General features: G+C 40.0%; 13 protein-coding genes and 1 rRNA gene. 5 read left to right on the forward strand and 9 right to left on the reverse strand.

The genetic code is table 11. The annotated features are described in order from the left end of the window. The first annotated feature begins 254 nt into the window (after positions 1 to 254). Entirely contained in the window at positions 255 to 1,235 is a 981-nt protein-coding gene (locus JMY09_RS09680; protein ID WP_201623385.1) for a patatin-like phospholipase family protein, read from the forward strand. 248 nt (positions 1,236 to 1,483) lie between these two features. On the opposite strand, the gene JMY09_RS09685 is transcribed toward JMY09_RS09680, so the two are convergent. Both JMY09_RS09685 and JMY09_RS09690 read right to left on the reverse strand, forming a co-directional pair. Further along, entirely contained in the window at positions 1,484 to 3,271 is a 1,788-nt protein-coding gene (locus JMY09_RS09685; RefSeq protein ID WP_201623386.1) for a choice-of-anchor I family protein, read from the reverse strand. Between the two features lie 282 nt (positions 3,272 to 3,553). Further along, a complete protein-coding gene (locus JMY09_RS09690) occupies positions 3,554 to 4,138 on the reverse strand; it encodes a hypothetical protein (protein ID WP_201623387.1) in 585 nt (194 codons plus the stop codon). Positions 4,139 to 4,520: 382 nt separating this feature from the next. Here JMY09_RS09690 and argA point away from each other — a divergent pair, with 382 nt between their 5' ends. After that, positions 4,521 to 5,843 carry an amino-acid N-acetyltransferase gene (gene argA, locus JMY09_RS09695; protein ID WP_201623388.1) on the forward strand — a complete coding sequence of 441 codons (1,323 nt, stop codon included), beginning with the start codon at positions 4,521 to 4,523 and terminating at the stop codon, positions 5,841 to 5,843. Positions 5,844 to 5,969: 126 nt separating this feature from the next. On the opposite strand, the gene JMY09_RS09700 is transcribed toward argA, so the two are convergent. Next, entirely contained in the window at positions 5,970 to 6,692 is a 723-nt protein-coding gene (locus JMY09_RS09700; protein WP_201623389.1) for an FKBP-type peptidyl-prolyl cis-trans isomerase, read from the reverse strand. 681 nt (positions 6,693 to 7,373) lie between these two features. Between JMY09_RS09700 and JMY09_RS09705 the strand changes: the two genes are divergently transcribed. Then, positions 7,374 to 9,053 carry a mechanosensitive ion channel gene (locus tag JMY09_RS09705; RefSeq protein WP_201623390.1) on the forward strand — a complete coding sequence of 560 codons (1,680 nt, stop codon included), beginning with the start codon at positions 7,374 to 7,376 and terminating at the stop codon, positions 9,051 to 9,053. A 323-nt stretch (positions 9,054 to 9,376) separates the two neighbouring features. Continuing rightward, positions 9,377 to 10,159 carry an SDR family NAD(P)-dependent oxidoreductase gene (locus tag JMY09_RS09710; protein WP_201623391.1) on the forward strand — a complete coding sequence of 261 codons (783 nt, stop codon included), beginning with the start codon at positions 9,377 to 9,379 and terminating at the stop codon, positions 10,157 to 10,159. 21 nt (positions 10,160 to 10,180) lie between these two features. Here JMY09_RS09710 and JMY09_RS09715 read toward each other — a convergent pair whose 3' ends face one another. From JMY09_RS09715 to JMY09_RS09725, 3 genes are all read right to left on the reverse strand, one after another. Further along, complete coding sequence (locus JMY09_RS09715) at positions 10,181 to 10,861, reverse strand: lysophospholipid acyltransferase family protein (RefSeq protein ID WP_201623392.1); 681 nt, start codon at positions 10,859 to 10,861, stop codon at positions 10,181 to 10,183. Between the two features lie 155 nt (positions 10,862 to 11,016). Next, positions 11,017 to 12,906 (reverse strand): DNA topoisomerase IV subunit B, encoded by a 1,890-nt coding sequence (gene parE / locus JMY09_RS09720; RefSeq protein WP_201623393.1) that lies wholly within the window; start codon positions 12,904 to 12,906, stop codon positions 11,017 to 11,019. A gap of 128 nt (positions 12,907 to 13,034) precedes the next feature. Then, positions 13,035 to 13,655 (reverse strand): YqiA/YcfP family alpha/beta fold hydrolase, encoded by a 621-nt coding sequence (locus JMY09_RS09725; RefSeq protein WP_201623394.1) that lies wholly within the window; start codon positions 13,653 to 13,655, stop codon positions 13,035 to 13,037. Positions 13,656 to 13,806: 151 nt separating this feature from the next. Here JMY09_RS09725 and JMY09_RS09730 point away from each other — a divergent pair, with 151 nt between their 5' ends. Continuing rightward, positions 13,807 to 14,130, forward strand: a complete 324-nt coding sequence (locus tag JMY09_RS09730) for a DUF1289 domain-containing protein (RefSeq protein ID WP_265088013.1) — start codon at positions 13,807 to 13,809, stop codon at positions 14,128 to 14,130. A 173-nt stretch (positions 14,131 to 14,303) separates the two neighbouring features. Here JMY09_RS09730 and JMY09_RS09735 read toward each other — a convergent pair whose 3' ends face one another. From JMY09_RS09735 to rrf, 3 genes are all read right to left on the reverse strand, one after another. Next, the gene (locus JMY09_RS09735) at positions 14,304 to 14,813 is read right to left on the reverse strand and encodes a hypothetical protein (RefSeq protein WP_201623395.1); all 510 of its coding nucleotides are present in this window, start codon (positions 14,811 to 14,813) and stop codon (positions 14,304 to 14,306) included. A gap of 111 nt (positions 14,814 to 14,924) precedes the next feature. Next, complete coding sequence (locus tag JMY09_RS09740; RefSeq protein WP_201623396.1) at positions 14,925 to 15,803, reverse strand: DUF2971 domain-containing protein; 879 nt, start codon at positions 15,801 to 15,803, stop codon at positions 14,925 to 14,927. Between the two features lie 298 nt (positions 15,804 to 16,101). Then, positions 16,102 to 16,216: ribosomal RNA gene (rrf, locus tag JMY09_RS09745) — 5S ribosomal RNA — on the reverse strand. Between the last annotated feature and the right edge of the window lie 76 nt (positions 16,217 to 16,292).

Genomic DNA, 16,292 nt, shown 5'->3' on the forward strand with positions numbered 1-16,292 from the left:
GCGTAAACCATTAGGCTGTGGCTTAAAGTATTTATTCTGCCTAATACTTTCGGCTTAGGATGGCATAGCTTATGACAGCGAAGTTAATACTATTAAATTATAATAATCAATCCGCTAGCAAAAAACTTACTCTTAGCATTATAGCTGATAATATAATGAATTATGCTAAGCATTAAACAGTAGTGTTTTTTTGATTTGTTAACCACTTAAGATACTAACATTTTTATTAGAATAATTTTATATTAAGGTTTTTTATGCCTGTATTATTAACTACTAAGCTCTCTATACGTCTAAGTCTTGTCGTAACCTTGACGCTGTTTACTGGCGCTTGTAGCAGCCTGACACCCACCGTTTCCGCTACTCAATCGGCTATAAAAGCACCTAGTGTCGCTCTAGTATTAGGTGGTGGCGGTGCCAAAGGCTTCGCTCATGTAGGGGTCATTCAGGCGTTGCAAGAGAATGGGATTACCCCAACGTTAATAGTGGGTACTAGCATGGGCAGTTTAATTGGTAGTCTCTACGCTAGTGGCATGACGGCTGATGATCTTGAGCAATTAGCGGTAACTACTCCGGATAGTGATTTGATAGATTCCACCCTATCCAATCAAGGCTTTATTCAAGGTATTAAGCTCAAAAACTTTATCAACGCCAAAGTAGCTGGGCAGTCGATAGAGGATTTCCCTATTACCTTTGCCGCTGTAGCAGCAGAAAAAGACAGTTTAAAAAAGGCGGTGTTCACTACTGGCAATGCTGGACTAGCTGTACAAGCCTCTTGTAGCGTGCCTAATATTTTTATTGCCCCACGCATTCCAGAGACTGTTGGCAAAAAATATATTGATGGTGGGGTGATCAGTATTGTGCCAGTTGATAGTGCTATTGAATTGGGAGCGGATATGGTTATCGCCGTTGATGTTACAGCACCTGCTTCGAGCAATAATGCTAATAAGCTATCGAAACTGAGCTCACTCACATCGCTAACCAGCTTTTGGGGCTTGTTAGAGAATAATGTTGCGTCTACAGCCAATGCTGGTGCTGCTAACAGCAGTCGCTCAAAAGCGGGCGAGCTGCAGCGGGCAGATGTGGTGATTACTCCTGATGTCGGTCATATTAGCTCTTTAGATAGCAGCCAACGTCGTGCCTTGATAGAGGCAGGTCGAACGGCTACTACCTCACAAATTAAGGTTATCAAGCAATTGATCGCTGAGAAGTCGAATAGTAAGTACACTACTCTTTAAGTTAATTGCTAGCAGCAGTATCTACTTGTAAAGATGCAACCTGCTTTAGTAGCCTGCCTCAGTGCATAAACTCCTATTTATTAATGCTCTAGCGGCTCGGGATAATCTTGAGCGATAAAAAAACCCATAAGCGATAGTTAGCTTATGGGGAGTCGATTAGAATTCAATGACCAACAGTAATGCCGTAACCTGCTTTTATATCAAGTTGCACCACCCATACTCATAGGAATATGAGTGCGCTATTACTTTTACTTTAGAAAATCTAATTCAAATACTCTTGAGCTACCACTGACCTCAAAGCCAACCAATAACAGCGGTTTGCCAGACGGCGAATTTTTACTAGAGACAAAGGTCAAACCCTCAGGGCCTAAATCGCCATCAGCATTAGCCAGTGCCGTCCCTGCATGGGCAGCCGATAATTTGGCGTCATCAAAGCTACGGGTATTTATTTCACCGAGCAGTTTGACGTTTATGGGATCAGTCACATCAAACGCCATTATACTAGAGATACGCTCAAGCCCTACAAAAGCGATAGTTTGCGAGCCGACTTGACCTATAGTGACGCCTTCAGGCTCTACTCCTTTATTATCACTACGATTATCGAAGCCATTGTTATCATTACTAGCATTAAAGTTATTAGGGTATTTTTCAGCGATGTATTTTTCCATGAGACTGCCACTATCATAGATAGGCGTGCTCATATTCTCAGTGTCCCAAATACTAAAAGAGCGTGCGCCAAAACTATATAAGGTATTATAAAGTCCATCATTACCACGGCCCATGACTGATGAAAAGGCCAACCTACCTAGCGCTTTTTTATCTGCGCAGTCCAGTCCATGACACGCAGAAGCATCATACTTGCCAGTGTTAACTTGCCCTTTTGGGTATCGCATCTCTTCGCTAAAGTTACCCCACTCGCGTGCATCACCTTCATTGGCAGTCACCAAATAAGTTTTTTTACCGATAGAGTAAGTAGCTATGGCGTCTGGCATATACATGCCCATAATAGGCCAAGTAGTAATATTGATAGCGCCATCTTTATCACTCACGTCTAACTCGTTACTGACTTGGGCATGATCTTTAGCCCCTAGCGCTTTAATACCCGTTACTGTAGCGCTATTAATATCAATCAAGGCAATGGCATTATTCTCTTGTAAGCTCACATAAGCAGTCTTGCCATCTTGCGACACTGCAATATACTCCGGCTCTAAATCTTCAGCTACAGAACTCATCGAGCCATCTGCTTTTTGACCAAAGATGCGCACACCAGAATCGATTAAGCTCTGCTTCTGCGAATTATAACTATCAAAGCTAGCGGTCTTGACGATAGGACGATTGATATCGATAATATTAATCACACTTACTGAGCCTTCAGCATCAATAATATAGTCATCATCGGGCTCCCCTTCGTTGGCCACTAGTAGCGTATTGCCATCAGCAGTAAAAGTCACCATATCCGGGAGAGCGCCTACCTCAATACTACTAATACGCTCTAAAGTACTAGCGTTATACAGTACCACATGACCTTTATCCGTCTTGATATTGGCTTGTACTGCAAGCGCCACAATGTCACCATGCACCGCCACACTATTCACTGTACTACCAATATCGGCTACATCAAGCGAGCTTATAAACTTCGGACTATTGATGTCAGTTAAATCAATCACATCAACCTTTTTATTTTGAGCATTGACCACAAAAGAGCGTCGGCTAGCAGGATGAAAAGCGATAATTTCAGCAGCAGACTCATCAAAGCTGCCATGGACATAACTACCAGCAGGTACAAAATTCACTTTAGAGTAAACGCTGCCTACAGAAACATCACCAGTGCCTATACCACCACCCATACCGTTAATACCATTGTTATCCTCATTGCAAGCTGCTAACCCAGTTATAAAAAAGGCTGGCATCACTAAGCTTATAGCGGTACGGGCTAGCTTACGCCTTAATTTTTGGTCTGCTGGCGCGACTGTTATCCACTTAGTGATCAGCTGATCTTTATTAGCTAGTATCGAGGCATGGTTGGCATCAAGCATTGGCAATGTCCTTATTGATGAATAGTTGGCCGTAATAGTGAGCGGCTGCTGACTGCGCTTGTCTACAGTTCGTTATATCCCTACTAATAATAGTACTTGCTGAATATGAAAGAACGATGACACTTAGCTCACTATTCAAATGAGTACTGATAAAGGACTAGCTAAAAACATGGCAAAAAAAAGCACTACCATAAGCAATGATAGTGCTTTTAGATACTGAATCGACAAAATGGCTATCGACTCGTACTTTAGATTTAGCTTCAGATTTAAACTTAAAGTAACTTATTTAACTCGGGCACGATATTTAACCATCACCGTATCATTTAAGCCAACCCCTTCTAGATTCCAGCGTAGCGCCTGATAGTATTGTAATGGTATCTCTTGAGTCTGACCATTGACTTGTCCTCGTAGTGGCATACGTGCAAAAGCATTACCATCAACACTAGCAAAAGCAAAGTCTGGTGTAACACCACCCAACAATTCAACTTGTTGCGGAATGCTTAGACTAACAGTCATCTTGCGTACGCGATCGGCATTGGTATTAGTAAAAAACCCTTGATACTCTAAGATATTACCAGACTGCAAACGCGTATTTTCATTTACCGGAACCAACAGCTCTTGGCCGTTAGCATCAACACTAATAAGCGAAGCAGTGATTCTGCTAGTGATCGCCTGAGCATTTGAACTAGTGTTATTGCTTGAGACTTGCATAGCGACAGGGTTATTAGTAGCCGCTTCTGGCGTTGGGAGCATAGCTGACGCCTGCGTAACTACCATTGCGCCAACTAACGTACCGGCAACGACATGGAATAGACGATGACCGCTCCAAGCGGCAAAAGGATTAGCAAAAGAGTTGGTTTTTTTCATGATATCTAGGGTTCCTAATTAAGGTGTCGGTAAAACCACACTAATAAAAATAGAGGATTACAAGTTCAAAGGCGACTTTTTGGCTGCTTAAATTAGTCACTGAATATCGATTACTATCGATCAGTCACTAAAGGGCTGCATCTTTATCATAATCTTATACTTTATATTGTTTTTAAGATATAGAGAATATAACAGCTATTAGCATAGCAAAAAGTATTTATAGGTATATTAACCCCGTGTTTAGGTTGTGTATAAAATTGGACTTAGCACTCTAAAATAAAAAGATAGCTCACAACCCTATTTTTTGCTATGGTAAATCTTTAGAGTCGATAAAAACTTTACTCAACCTTCCTTTTTCTTTCTAATACTTCGTGTTCCTACTATGACTACTAGCGCCATGCCAAAGATAAACCCTGAATACGTCCATTGGTTCCGTAATTCTGCTCCCTATATCAATACTCATCGCGGCAAAACTTTCGTGATTATGTTTGGTGGTGAGGCGGTTAAACATGCAAATTTTAGTACGCTTATCCATGATTTTGCGTTATTGCATAGCTTAGGTATTAAGCTGGTACTAGTGCATGGTGCGCGACCACAAATTGAGAATAGTCTCCAAGAAGCTGGTATTGTCTCGCCACTGCATAAAGACATTCGAGTCACACCACGTACAGCGATGCCGCCTATTCTACAAGCGGTTGGTGCTATTCGTCTGCAAATTGAGGCGCAGCTATCAATGGGCTTGGCCAACTCTCCTATGTATGGCTCGCGTATCGATGCTGTCTCAGGCAATTTTGTCACAGCACGCCCATACGGTATTCGTGACGGCGTTGACTATCAGATGACTGGGGAAGTTCGCTCGATAGATATTGATGCGATAAAAAACAATCTGCTGCATAATCATATTGTTATTCTAGGCTCAATGGGTTTTTCAGCTACTGGCGAAGTATTCAATCTCTTGGCTGAAGACGTCGCTCTTAGTGCCGCAGTAGCGCTAGGCGCAGATAAGCTTATTTTCTTAGGCGAAGAGGCTGATATTAATGACAATGGTCGCCCACTTCATGAGATGATTCCTAATGAAGTCGATCGCTTCTTGCGTGAGCGTGATATTAATAATGAAATTAATTATTTCTTACATTGTGCTAGTAGTGCCTGCCGTCAGGGAGTGCATCGCACCCATATCATCTCATATGCCAAAGACGGTGCCCTGCTGGAAGAATTATTCACTCGTGATGGTTCTGGCACTCTAATTAGCCATGACCCTTATGAAGAAATTCGCCATGCCAATATCGATGACGTCGTTGGTCTGACAGAATTATTAGCCCCTTTAGAAGATCAAGGCATTCTAGTAGCCCGTTCACGCGAGCGCTTAGAGCAAGAGATTGATCTGTATAGTGTGATTGAACGTGATGGTATGATTTTAGGCTGCGCCGCATTGCATCCATTAGATGACGATTCAGCAGAAGTGGCTTGTGTCGCCGTCCATCCTGATTATCGTAAAGGCAGTCGCGGTACTGATCTACTGGCATTTTTGGAGCAACAAGCTCGCAGTCATGGACTACTCAAACTTTTTGTATTGACTACTCGTACTGCGCATTGGTTTGTAGAGCAAGGCTTTGTAGAAGTTGACGCTAGTGCTTTACCTGAATCCCGACAGCAGCAATATCATAATGGACGTAACTCTAAAGTATTCCAGAAAAAGCTATAGATAGTCGCTTTAATGTCCGCTATTAGCCTTATAAAAAAAGCCCTCATACTATAAATATGAGGGCTTTTTCGTTGGCTAAAATAACTTATTAAAATACAGTGTTATTTTCAGTTATTGTATTTTCAATTATTTTACTTTTAGTAGTTCAACGACAAATACTAACGTGCTGTTAGGGTCGATGCCTTGATTGCCAGCCTCGCCATAAGCAATATCAGAAGGGATATAGAATTCATACTTTGCACCTTCTTTCATTAACTGAACGCCTTCAGTCCAGCCAGCAATAACTTGGTTCAACGGGAATTCAACTGGTTCGCCACGCTCATATGAGCTATCGAACACTGTACCATCAGTCAATTTACCTTCGTAGTTTACTTCGACTACGTCAGTAGCTTTTGGTGATTTGCCAGTACCAGGAGTCAACACTTTATATTGTAGGCCTGAAGCGGTTACTTTAACCCCTTCTTTTTTAGCGTTCTCAGCTAAAAATGCTGCGCCCTTAGTTTTATTCTCTGCAGTTTTAGTTGCCATATCTTTCACAAACTTCTCCTCTTGTACTTTTTGATAGTCCGTCAATACTTTTTCCATTTGTTCTTTAGTCAAAGCTGACTTACTGCCTTCGTAACCATCACGGAAGCCTTTTTCGAAGGTATCGATGTCTAAATCAGCAATAGACTCTTTGTTGCCTTCAGCCATCATATAACCCAAGCTATAGCCTACTTTTTGTTCAGCTGTACTTTGCTCAGTTACTGATATGCTAGCGGCAGCAGTTTCTTTGGTATTAGTATTACAACCAGTTAATAGCATAGCACTGGCCAGCACACTAAAAGTCAAAGTGGTGATTTTTTTCATATATTACTCTCGAATGATCAGAACATTAATTAGTTTTTACCTGAATCACATCATAACAAATCTTAGTTTTATGGGCTATTAATAAGATGAAATTATCGATACAGTGTATAGTTCTTGTTAATTATGATAGCTAAGATAACAAGTTATCACACAACTATAGTGCGATGTTAATCATTCTATCTTTAACTATACCGCTAGATCGGCTAAGCTGAATTTAGTTAAATAATGACTCATAATCTGTGAATTAGTATTTCAATTGCTAAAATATGACCAATCTTATGTAAATTCTTACCGAGTAAACTTTATATCCACCTTCTATCAGGTTATTCATTAACACTGACAGTATGAGTTAATATAATAGTCGCCCATTCTTAAAGCACTTCTATCCATAGCATAGCCACTGAAAACAAAGGTATTCCATCAATTATTTAGATTGGTAGACTTTACTATAAATATATAGCTACTGTTATTGTATATACTGTAGTTATGTCAGTACTTAAGTAGTTAACGACTATTGTCTATTTTGATACCTATTATTAGCTACTCACAACAATACGATTTTACTGCTCAGCAATGAAATCAGCGCAAGAATAATTTTAATTAAAAATACTATTTATATGTTAACAATCTTTAAGAGCTAAACTCCTCACTGTTAACATATTATAATTAGAGGAACAAAGGATGAATCCAATGCTTACATCGTTTAATGGTTATCTTGGCGGGCCAATCGGCTCTATCATCGGTGCTATTTTGATTTTTATCATTGGTTGGCTGGTTGCCCTTGGTATAGCGTCGCTAGTACGTAATGTATTAGCAAGAATTAATATCAATCAGCGCATGAACACCTCAACAGGTAAATCTTACGACTTAGAAGGTATTATTTCTAAAATCGTGTTTTGGTTTATTTTTATTATCGCTATTTCCATGGCACTCGATCAACTGAACTTAAATTCTATTTCAGCACCATTTGCAAATATGGTAGGTCAAGTCTTGTCATTTATCCCTAATCTTATTGCAGCTATTGCTGTTGGTATCATTGGTTGGGTTGTCGCCACTGTAGTACGTACTGCTATTACTGCAGCGTTAGCTAAAACGACTATGGATGAGCGCCTAAGCAGTCATGCTGGCGTTAAGCCTATGAGCAGCACTATCGCTGACATAGTTTATTGGTTCATTTTATTAATCGTACTAACTATGGTTTTAGGTCAATTAGAGCTTGATGGTTTGTTTGCTCCATTAACTAACATGGTTGGCAAGATTTTTGACTTTATCCCCAATATTCTTATTGCTGGTGTGGTCTTTGTGGTGGGTTATATCATCGCCAAGGTTGTACGTGGTATTGTAACCAATCTTGTTTCTACCTTTAATGTACAAGAACTTGCTTCAAAAGCAGGTTTAAGTCAGCAAAACAGCTTACCTAATATCGCTGGTTCTTTAGCGTTCTTAGTAGTCATTATTCCAACTATCATCGCGGCCTTAAATGCTTTGAAAATTGAAGTAATCGCTCGTCCTGCAACCAACATGCTTAATAAGATCATGGAAGCACTGCCTAATATCTTTATGGCAACTGCTATCTTAGTAGTGACGTATTATGTCATACGTATGGTCGCTAACATCATCAAAGGCTTATTAGAGAACACTCAGATCAATCAATTGCCTGCCAAAGTAGGTTTGCAAGAAACCATGGGCGATAAAAAGATCTCTGATCTAGTTGGCTATGCGATTATCTTCTTCGCTATGTTGTTTGCTGCTATCGCCGCAGCTGATTTGTTAGGTTTCGAACCTATCTCCGCTATTATTACTATGTTTATCGCTTTCGGTGCCAACATCATATTAGGCGCAGTTATCCTATTCATCGGTTTCTGGCTTGCTAATATCATTGCTGGTGTGGTTGAACGTTCTGAAAAAGGCTCACAATTCCTAGCCAATATCGTCCGTGTATTAATTATGGGCTTAGTATTAGCTATGGGTCTAAAAGCCATGGGTATCGCTGACTCTATCGTTAACTTAGCATTTGGTCTAACTTTAGGCGCAGTAGCAGTAGCTTTTGCTCTATCATTCGGTCTTGGTGGTCAAGAAGCTGCCGGTCGTTTCCTGCGTAAAATGCAAGATAAGATGGATGATGAACATAAAGAAGCTAAAGCAAAATCAGCACTTACTCCTAGTAAATCTACTCAAGAAAAAGTTGCAGAGTCTGTTCGTGATAACACGCCTTCAGCAGCAACAACTTCTACTAACGATTTGCGCACAGATATCGTAGATACTAGTACTCTTCATACTAATACTACCGATATTAGTAATAATGCTAAAAAGAGCTTATTGCCTGGTACCGGTTTAGTTGATGATGATACTAACCTATAAGCTTTTATAGACGTCTATTTATCGATATAAAAAAGACAGCTTAGGCTGTCTTTTTTTGTGGGTGCTTATCAAGCCCTTACGCTATTAATCGAGACATTAGCAGCTACTAGCCCTATAGTTATCACTTATGATGGCTAGAACTGTTAACAATATAATGTCATTCAGGCTAAAGGCAATAAATGTCTGCCTGACAAGCTGTCGCTTTCATAATCGTGACTTGCTATGATGAAACACCATATACCAAGAAGTAAAAATATAGTATTTTAACCAATTATTAAATGCATTCATAAAACCCTGCTTTATGACCACAAGGATTAGAGATCATGAAACGCTTTAAAGAAAAAACGGTTATTGTTACTGGAGCCGGCTCAGGAATAGGCCGTGCAACCGCCCTACGCTTCGCCAATGAAGGCGCTAACGTGGTATTAGTGGGCCGTACTCTTAAGACCTTGCAAGACACTGCTAAAGAGTTTCCCAAAGATCGTACTTGGATTCACGTTGATAATTATTTAACGGTGGTTTGTGATATTAGTACAGAGGACCAAGTGCAAGAAATGATAGCACTAGTAGTAGAAAAATTCGGCAGGATTGATGTGCTAGTGAATAACGCTGGCAAAGCAACTCAAGGTAAAATAACTGAGCTGTCTGCTGAACAGTGGAAATCGGCCATAGATATTAATCTAAACGGTACTTTCTACGTTTGCAAAGCGGCTATGCCTCAGTTAATCGCTTCCAAAGGCAATATTGTTAATGTCTCCTCGCTCTCTGGGGTCGGCGGTGACTGGAACATGGCAGCTTACAACGCCGCAAAAGCTGGTGTCAGTAATCTAACTCGAACTTTAGCGCTAGATCATGGCGTTGATGGGGTGAGAGTGAATGCCGTCAACCCGAGCGTAACTAAAACCAACATGACTAGCGCCATTCAAGATAATGAAATTAAGACTGAGAAATTTTTAGCCCGCTGTCCCCTTGGTCGCCTTGCCAGCCCTGAAGATATCGCTGCAGCTATTACCTTTTTAGCCAGTGACGATGCGGCTATGATCACTGGCGTCAATCTACCTGTTGATGGCGGCGTTAGCGCTTCAAATGGTCAGCCACAGTTTTAACCGATCATTAGTGCTAACTGATTATTCAATAGTGTTGTTGATGTCCTGTAGCGGCTGCGATAGACGCTCAGGATGTCTAGGCAGCACACCACGATATTGCTCATAAATCTTTGGCAAGTCAGCTTCGATATCGCCAGTAGGATATACCAGAGATAAAAAGCGTACTTCTTTAGTATTGTAATCAAGCGCCACTGGCAAAATCGGCACATTAGCGCCTAGTGCTAGATAATAAAATCCAGTTTTCCAGCTTTCAGTATAGTCACGCGTGCCTTCAGGCGATAGACCTAAAAATAGTGGTTCGCCATTTTTGAATTTATCAATACTGGTTTGTAGCACTGAGCCTTTGTCACTACGATCAATAGGTATTATGCCCATCCACTGTAGTAACTGCTTTAATACGGGCACTTTAAACAAAGTATGCTTACCCATAATGCTGATTTTTATATCTAACGCAAACAGAGAAGGAAGTGCATAAACGCCATCAATATTAGAGGTATGCGGTAGCGCCAGTACCACTGCTTGTGAAATATTAGGTATTTCACCGACTGTGCGCCAACCAGCAACTTTCATCAGCCACGACGATATGGGAGGCACAATGCTGCCATTGCGCTTAGGGACTAAATTCCCTAAATCTTTTCTAGTCAATTTAGGGAGTTTTTTAGAGCGAGCGATCTTAGAATGTGTTGCAGACTTGGATGTCATAATGGCACCGCATAATGAAAATATACTGCCATCATAACATCAACCTAAGCTTACTAAATTATCTTTTATAGGCTTTTGTCCAACAACAACCTTATGGATTATTAGTAGTAAAAAACCTATTAATATATAATATATTATACTATAAAAACAATAGCTTACAACGCTATATCAGCCAAGTTGCCTTTGTCTTCTAGCCATGACTTACGATCAGCTGAGCGTTTTTTGGCTAATAGCATATCCATCACACTATTAGTCAATACCATATCATCCATATCTAACTGCACTAGACGACGAGTATCACGATTCATAGTAGTTTCTCGCAGCTGCTCAGCGCTCATTTCTCCCAGACCTTTAAAGCGAGTGATTTGCGCTTTTTTATTACCTGGGACTTTGGCTAATATATGCTGAAGCTCTGGCTCATCTAAAGCATAGTGCACCTCTCGACCCACATCCACTCGATACAAAGGTGGCATTGCCACAAATAGATGACCGGCATCTACTAGCGCTGGGAAATGCTTTACAAACAAGGCGCAAATCAGGGTAGCAATATGCAAGCCATCCGAATCGGCATCGGCTAAGATACAGACTTTGTCATAGCGCAGTTCAGACAGATCATCAGAGGCGGGATCAACACCGATAGCAATAGCAATATCATGGATCTCTTGGCTCGATAGTACTGTATCGGAAGATACTTCCCAAGTATTTAGAATCTTACCGCGTAAGGGTAATATCGCCTGATAATGACGATCTCGTGCTTGCTTAGCACTACCACCAGCTGAATCCCCTTCCACTAAAAACAACTCTGCCCCATCACGTAAATCACCACGACAGTCTGCCAACTTACCGGGTAAGGCTGGGCCTTGAGTAATCTTTTTACGAGCGACTTTCTTAGCGGATTTAAGACGACGACCAGCTTTGTTAATCGCCAGCTCAGCAATTTGTGTGCCTAAATCAGCATGTTTGTTAAGCCATAAGCTAAAGGCATCTTTGGCTAAAGTTTGTACGGCACCAGCAGCTTCCCGACTAGAAAGACGCTCTTTAGTCTGTCCTGAAAATTGCGGCTCAGAGAATTTTAGCGATAAGATATAGTTAATTCCATCCCATACGTCCTCTGCGGTCAGCTTCACACTGCGAGGTAGCAAGTTATGAATATCACAGAACTCACGTAACGCCTCTAAGATACCAGTGCGTAGACCATTTACGTGCGTACCCCCTTGAGCGGTAGGAATAAGGTTCACATAGCTCTCTTGCACTGGTGTGCCACCTTCAGGTAACCACGACAAGGCAAAAGTAATTCCTGCCCGTGCACCATCTTGAGCTTCATGATGATAATAAAAAGGCACTTCTGGCAGCGTCTCAAGGCCATCTAGCTGCTCACCTAAATACTCAACGACCCCGTCAGTGAACTGCCAAACGATCTTTTCGTTATTAATATCATCAACGAACTCAATAGTAAGACCAGCGGCTAATACTGCTTTTGCTTTTAAATTATGCTTGAGCTGCTTAATATTGAATTTAGGACTATCAAAGAAACTGCCATCCGCCCAAAAATGTACTTTAGTACCGCGCTTACGCTTGTTAGGGCTGATCGACTCGACCAATTCGGTTACAGGTGCGCCATTCTCAAGTGCCATATCATACTGGATAGCATCACGCCAAACGGTAACTTCAAGGCGTGTGGACAGGGCGTTAACTACTGAAATACCTACTCCATGCAGACCACCTGAAACTTGATAGTTAGAGGTCGAAAACTTACCGCCAGCATGCAGACGAGTTAAAATAATCTCAATACCGGTTTGCTTAAACTCAGGATGAATATCCGTCGGCATACCACGGCCATCATCTTCCACTGATAACGACCCATCCTCATACAGATGCACTTTAATGGTTTTTGCATAACCTGCTAATGCTTCATCTACTGAGTTGTCGATGACTTCTTGCGCCAGATGATTGGGACGAGTAGTATCAGTATACATACCAGGACGGCGACGTACTGGTTCAAGCCCTTCTAAAACTTCTAACGATTGTGCCGTATATTCGCTCACAAATACTTTCCTTAATATCTAAAAACGATAAATGCTATCTCGTTATTATAACCAAAAACCCTATACTAAAGGCCGATAGTTATCAGCGTACGTCATATAATGTCGCCTCTTTTGGTAAGCTACGCTAGCTATAGTTGTTTTAGTATTTCAAAAACTTCCGGTAAATGCTCCTTAAAATCACTAAAGCGATGATCACCACCTGCTTGCATAATCACCGTCGCGCCTTGATGCTTATAAAACGCTGCTGATAGATTAGCATCGAGTAATTCATCGCCTTTTTTTAGCAGCACCGTAACTTGACTCGGATTATCAACCGATAAGAGTTGATGATGAGCGAACCACTGCAAATCAGCTTTAGTGATAGACCAGCCGCCATCAGTAGTATGCAGAACCTTGTCTTTATCATTATCTGTCTTTAAGGTATCAGCACTCTTATCGGCTTCAAAACGTTGTAAGGTAATATGCGGTAAAGTACTTGGATTAATAAGCAGCGCAGGACAACCTGTTTCATTACTGACCAAAGTAGCGAAGTAACCGCCTAATGAGCTGCCGACTAGCACAACTTCAGACTCAGTATCTAGCTCTGCCACTAACTGCAATAATTTATCAAAGACTATTTTCGGTGGTTGATTAAGGTCAGGGCGATGCACTTTAATGTCAGCATGGTGCTGTTGGCAGTATTCCTCTAATAGCAGACCCTTGGTAGAATTGGCGTCACTGTCTAGCCCATGAATATAGATAAGGTTCATGTTTTTGCTCACTTGTTAGATTTGTTTTTGTTTTATAATAAGAATTTAGTCTATGCTAAAAATCATAGCATATAGCGGTCTAGAGTAATAATAGCAATATGGCACACTGATAAGCAGTAGAGGCATAATAGAGCTATTAAGCCAGCTGTTTTTGCATAAGTGTATTTTTTCTGAAAGTGCAGTATTATGTATTAAAAGACCGCACAATGAGCGTGATATCGCCATGACTCAACAAATCGAATTGTTTGATATTGCCAGTCCCTGCGTTAGTGTTTGCACTAGCAATAAAAAGGGCTATTGCTTCGGCTGTCTGCGCAGTCGTACCGAGCGTCAACTATGGCTGAGTATGACCAATGAACAACGCCGTGAGGTGCTAAGACTAATAGCAGGCCGCAAACAGCGTATTGAGCAACTAAAAGATCAGCAACTAGGATTTGATTTTGATGAGGTGGTTGAGGTTGGGGAGTTGTTTTAAACGTATATAATTATAGAATAGTTTCTTATATTTTTTAGTTGGAACGCTACATTTCAGTTTCAGAAACTTTTAGAACAATAGTTTGTGTCATACACTGTTGAATAAAGTCTAACCTATTATTGCAACGCAATAATTTTTGTATAATATAATGGTGCTTGGCCTTTTAAGCTGCTTTAATATTTTTGATACTTATCTAGAGGTATGCCTCTCTCTCCTGAGATTTCAAGAATATTGCAAATAATCCCAAAATACTGTGGCTGTATCCCTTCTATTTTCTTATACTCACCGTGATCATTTAAAGAACGTATAGTTTTGAAATCATCCCATTGACCTTTACTAGATACTATTTCATTTACGTCATGATGTTTAGTGCAATTGAATTCACGAAATATTTGTAGATATCTATTAATTTCTCTAGATTCATCTTCAGAAAGCGCTTTTCCTTTAAGTAAAAGGCGTGAAACCTGATTTTCGGAAGAATACTCACGATAAAGCACTACCATTTTGCTAAATCGATCTGAACCTTTTGAGACTAAAAGTTGTAACTGATGCCATGATAACGTAGTAATATTAGTGATATGAATAGTACTTTTTCTACCTTTTCTATTGGCAACCTGAATGACTTCATTGATACTAAAATTTGCAATTTCCTTATACAGATTTACGTCGTACTCTATTTTCATAAATACCTCTAAAGTAAATCAGACTAAGTACTTAACACTTAGTTATATAATCATAAAACTATTTTCTTTATTTAAATTCAACTAAAACTAAGAAAGTAATTTTCAGTTAATTTAATTACCAAATATAGATACAAGCTCGTCAAGATCAGAACGAGCAACAATTCCAGTTTGCTCATATCTATCGTTGAAAATGCATTTTACTAAGTTAAAAAACCATTCATGTGCTTCAGGAGAAACCTTGACACTATTAATAAAATTATTGGATTTAAGTCTAATTAAAGAGCCAGCGTCAACTCTGTCGGTCAAAGGATCATTGCTGTGATTGTATGCTATTAACCTTATTTCGTTCTCAAATTTATATGCTTTATGCTTATGGACGAAGGGTGCGAATTTACTATCGACCTCTAAGCTATAATGATCTGCTCGATGATCTATATACTCAACCTTTTGTATTAGCAGATTTACATCTTTATCTTCTTCTATAGAGTCTAATAATTGACCGATGGTGGTGGTAATACATACGGAGTTTATATCATTACCATATATTTTCCACATAGCTATACTTTCAATATCATCTATATTGGAATGCCAACAGCTCACATCGAACCACTTCTTTTGTGATTTGATAACATCTTTATATGTTACTTTTTCCGATAGCTTGATGTCTCCAAAAACAGTCATAAACGACTTGTTCCTAGAGTTCTCTTCATATTCTTTTCGCCTTCGTTGGGCTTCTTCAATGCTTTCAGGAGAGTTACAATCTCTCCCAAGATTCGAAGGTAGACTATTATTTACAAGGTTACTCAATGCTTCTGCGGCACCGCTATAAAAGAAATCATTTATTGTTGTCAATCCTCCTTCTAGTTTATCCTCAAACTTATCGATTCTACACATAAATAGTTGTTTACTTTCAAGTATATGTAAAAACTTACTTAAGTCCATATACCTTTGTATTCTAGTACTTCTATTTAACGTATTTGATATTTTCATAATTTGACCTAGAAAGATAAAGAAATTTGCTATAGGCAATTTAGCATAATATCACTAACCAACAATCTAAATACAGCGAGTAAACTAACTTTAGAAAAGTTATAAACACTAAATTATTAGGCAGGGATGATAATAAGCATACATTTTTTTAGAGTTGTAAACATTATTAGTATAGTAATATCCCTTTAAAAACATAGCTTACGAGTAATCTACTCTATAGTATAAATCGGTTCCTTAAAAACCCCAGCCAAACAAAACCCCCTTACACTTTCGCGTAAGGGGGTTTTGAGGAATAGAGAGCTGACGATGACCTACTCTCACATGGCCGGAGCCACACTACCATTGGCGCGATGATGTTTCACTTCTGAGTTCGAGAAGGGATCAGGTGGGGCCATCATGCTATTGTCGTCAGCAAAGGGGGTTAGATATGAGTCTGTTTTTATTGTTTTCGACTTAAACTTTAGGTTTAAATCGACCAACTATGACCAA

Origin of the sequence: Psychrobacter urativorans, assembly GCF_904846695.1 — a bacterium.
GTDB classification, from domain to species: Bacteria; Pseudomonadota; Gammaproteobacteria; order Pseudomonadales; family Moraxellaceae; genus Psychrobacter; species Psychrobacter urativorans.

What these genes read in the sequence shown, in the direction of transcription:
- JMY09_RS09690 (WP_201623387.1), bottom strand. Translation starts at nt 4,138, where the DNA reads ATGAAAAAAACCAACTCTTTTGCTAATCCTTTTGCCGCTTGGAGCGGT.
- JMY09_RS09740 (WP_201623396.1), bottom strand. Translation starts at nt 15,803, where the DNA reads ATGAAAATATCAAATACGTTAAATAGAAGTACTAGAATACAAAGGTAT.
- JMY09_RS09680 (WP_201623385.1), top strand. Translation starts at nt 255, where the DNA reads ATGCCTGTATTATTAACTACTAAGCTCTCTATACGTCTAAGTCTTGTC.
- JMY09_RS09725 (WP_201623394.1), bottom strand. Translation starts at nt 13,655, where the DNA reads ATGAACCTTATCTATATTCATGGGCTAGACAGTGACGCCAATTCTACC.
- JMY09_RS09715 (WP_201623392.1), bottom strand. Translation starts at nt 10,861, where the DNA reads ATGACATCCAAGTCTGCAACACATTCTAAGATCGCTCGCTCTAAAAAA.
- JMY09_RS09685 (WP_201623386.1), bottom strand. Translation starts at nt 3,271, where the DNA reads ATGCTTGATGCCAACCATGCCTCGATACTAGCTAATAAAGATCAGCTG.
- argA (WP_201623388.1), top strand. Translation starts at nt 4,521, where the DNA reads ATGACTACTAGCGCCATGCCAAAGATAAACCCTGAATACGTCCATTGG.
- JMY09_RS09735 (WP_201623395.1), bottom strand. Translation starts at nt 14,813, where the DNA reads ATGAAAATAGAGTACGACGTAAATCTGTATAAGGAAATTGCAAATTTT.
- JMY09_RS09700 (WP_201623389.1), bottom strand. Translation starts at nt 6,692, where the DNA reads ATGAAAAAAATCACCACTTTGACTTTTAGTGTGCTGGCCAGTGCTATG.
- JMY09_RS09710 (WP_201623391.1), top strand. Translation starts at nt 9,377, where the DNA reads ATGAAACGCTTTAAAGAAAAAACGGTTATTGTTACTGGAGCCGGCTCA.
- JMY09_RS09705 (WP_201623390.1), top strand. Translation starts at nt 7,374, where the DNA reads ATGAATCCAATGCTTACATCGTTTAATGGTTATCTTGGCGGGCCAATC.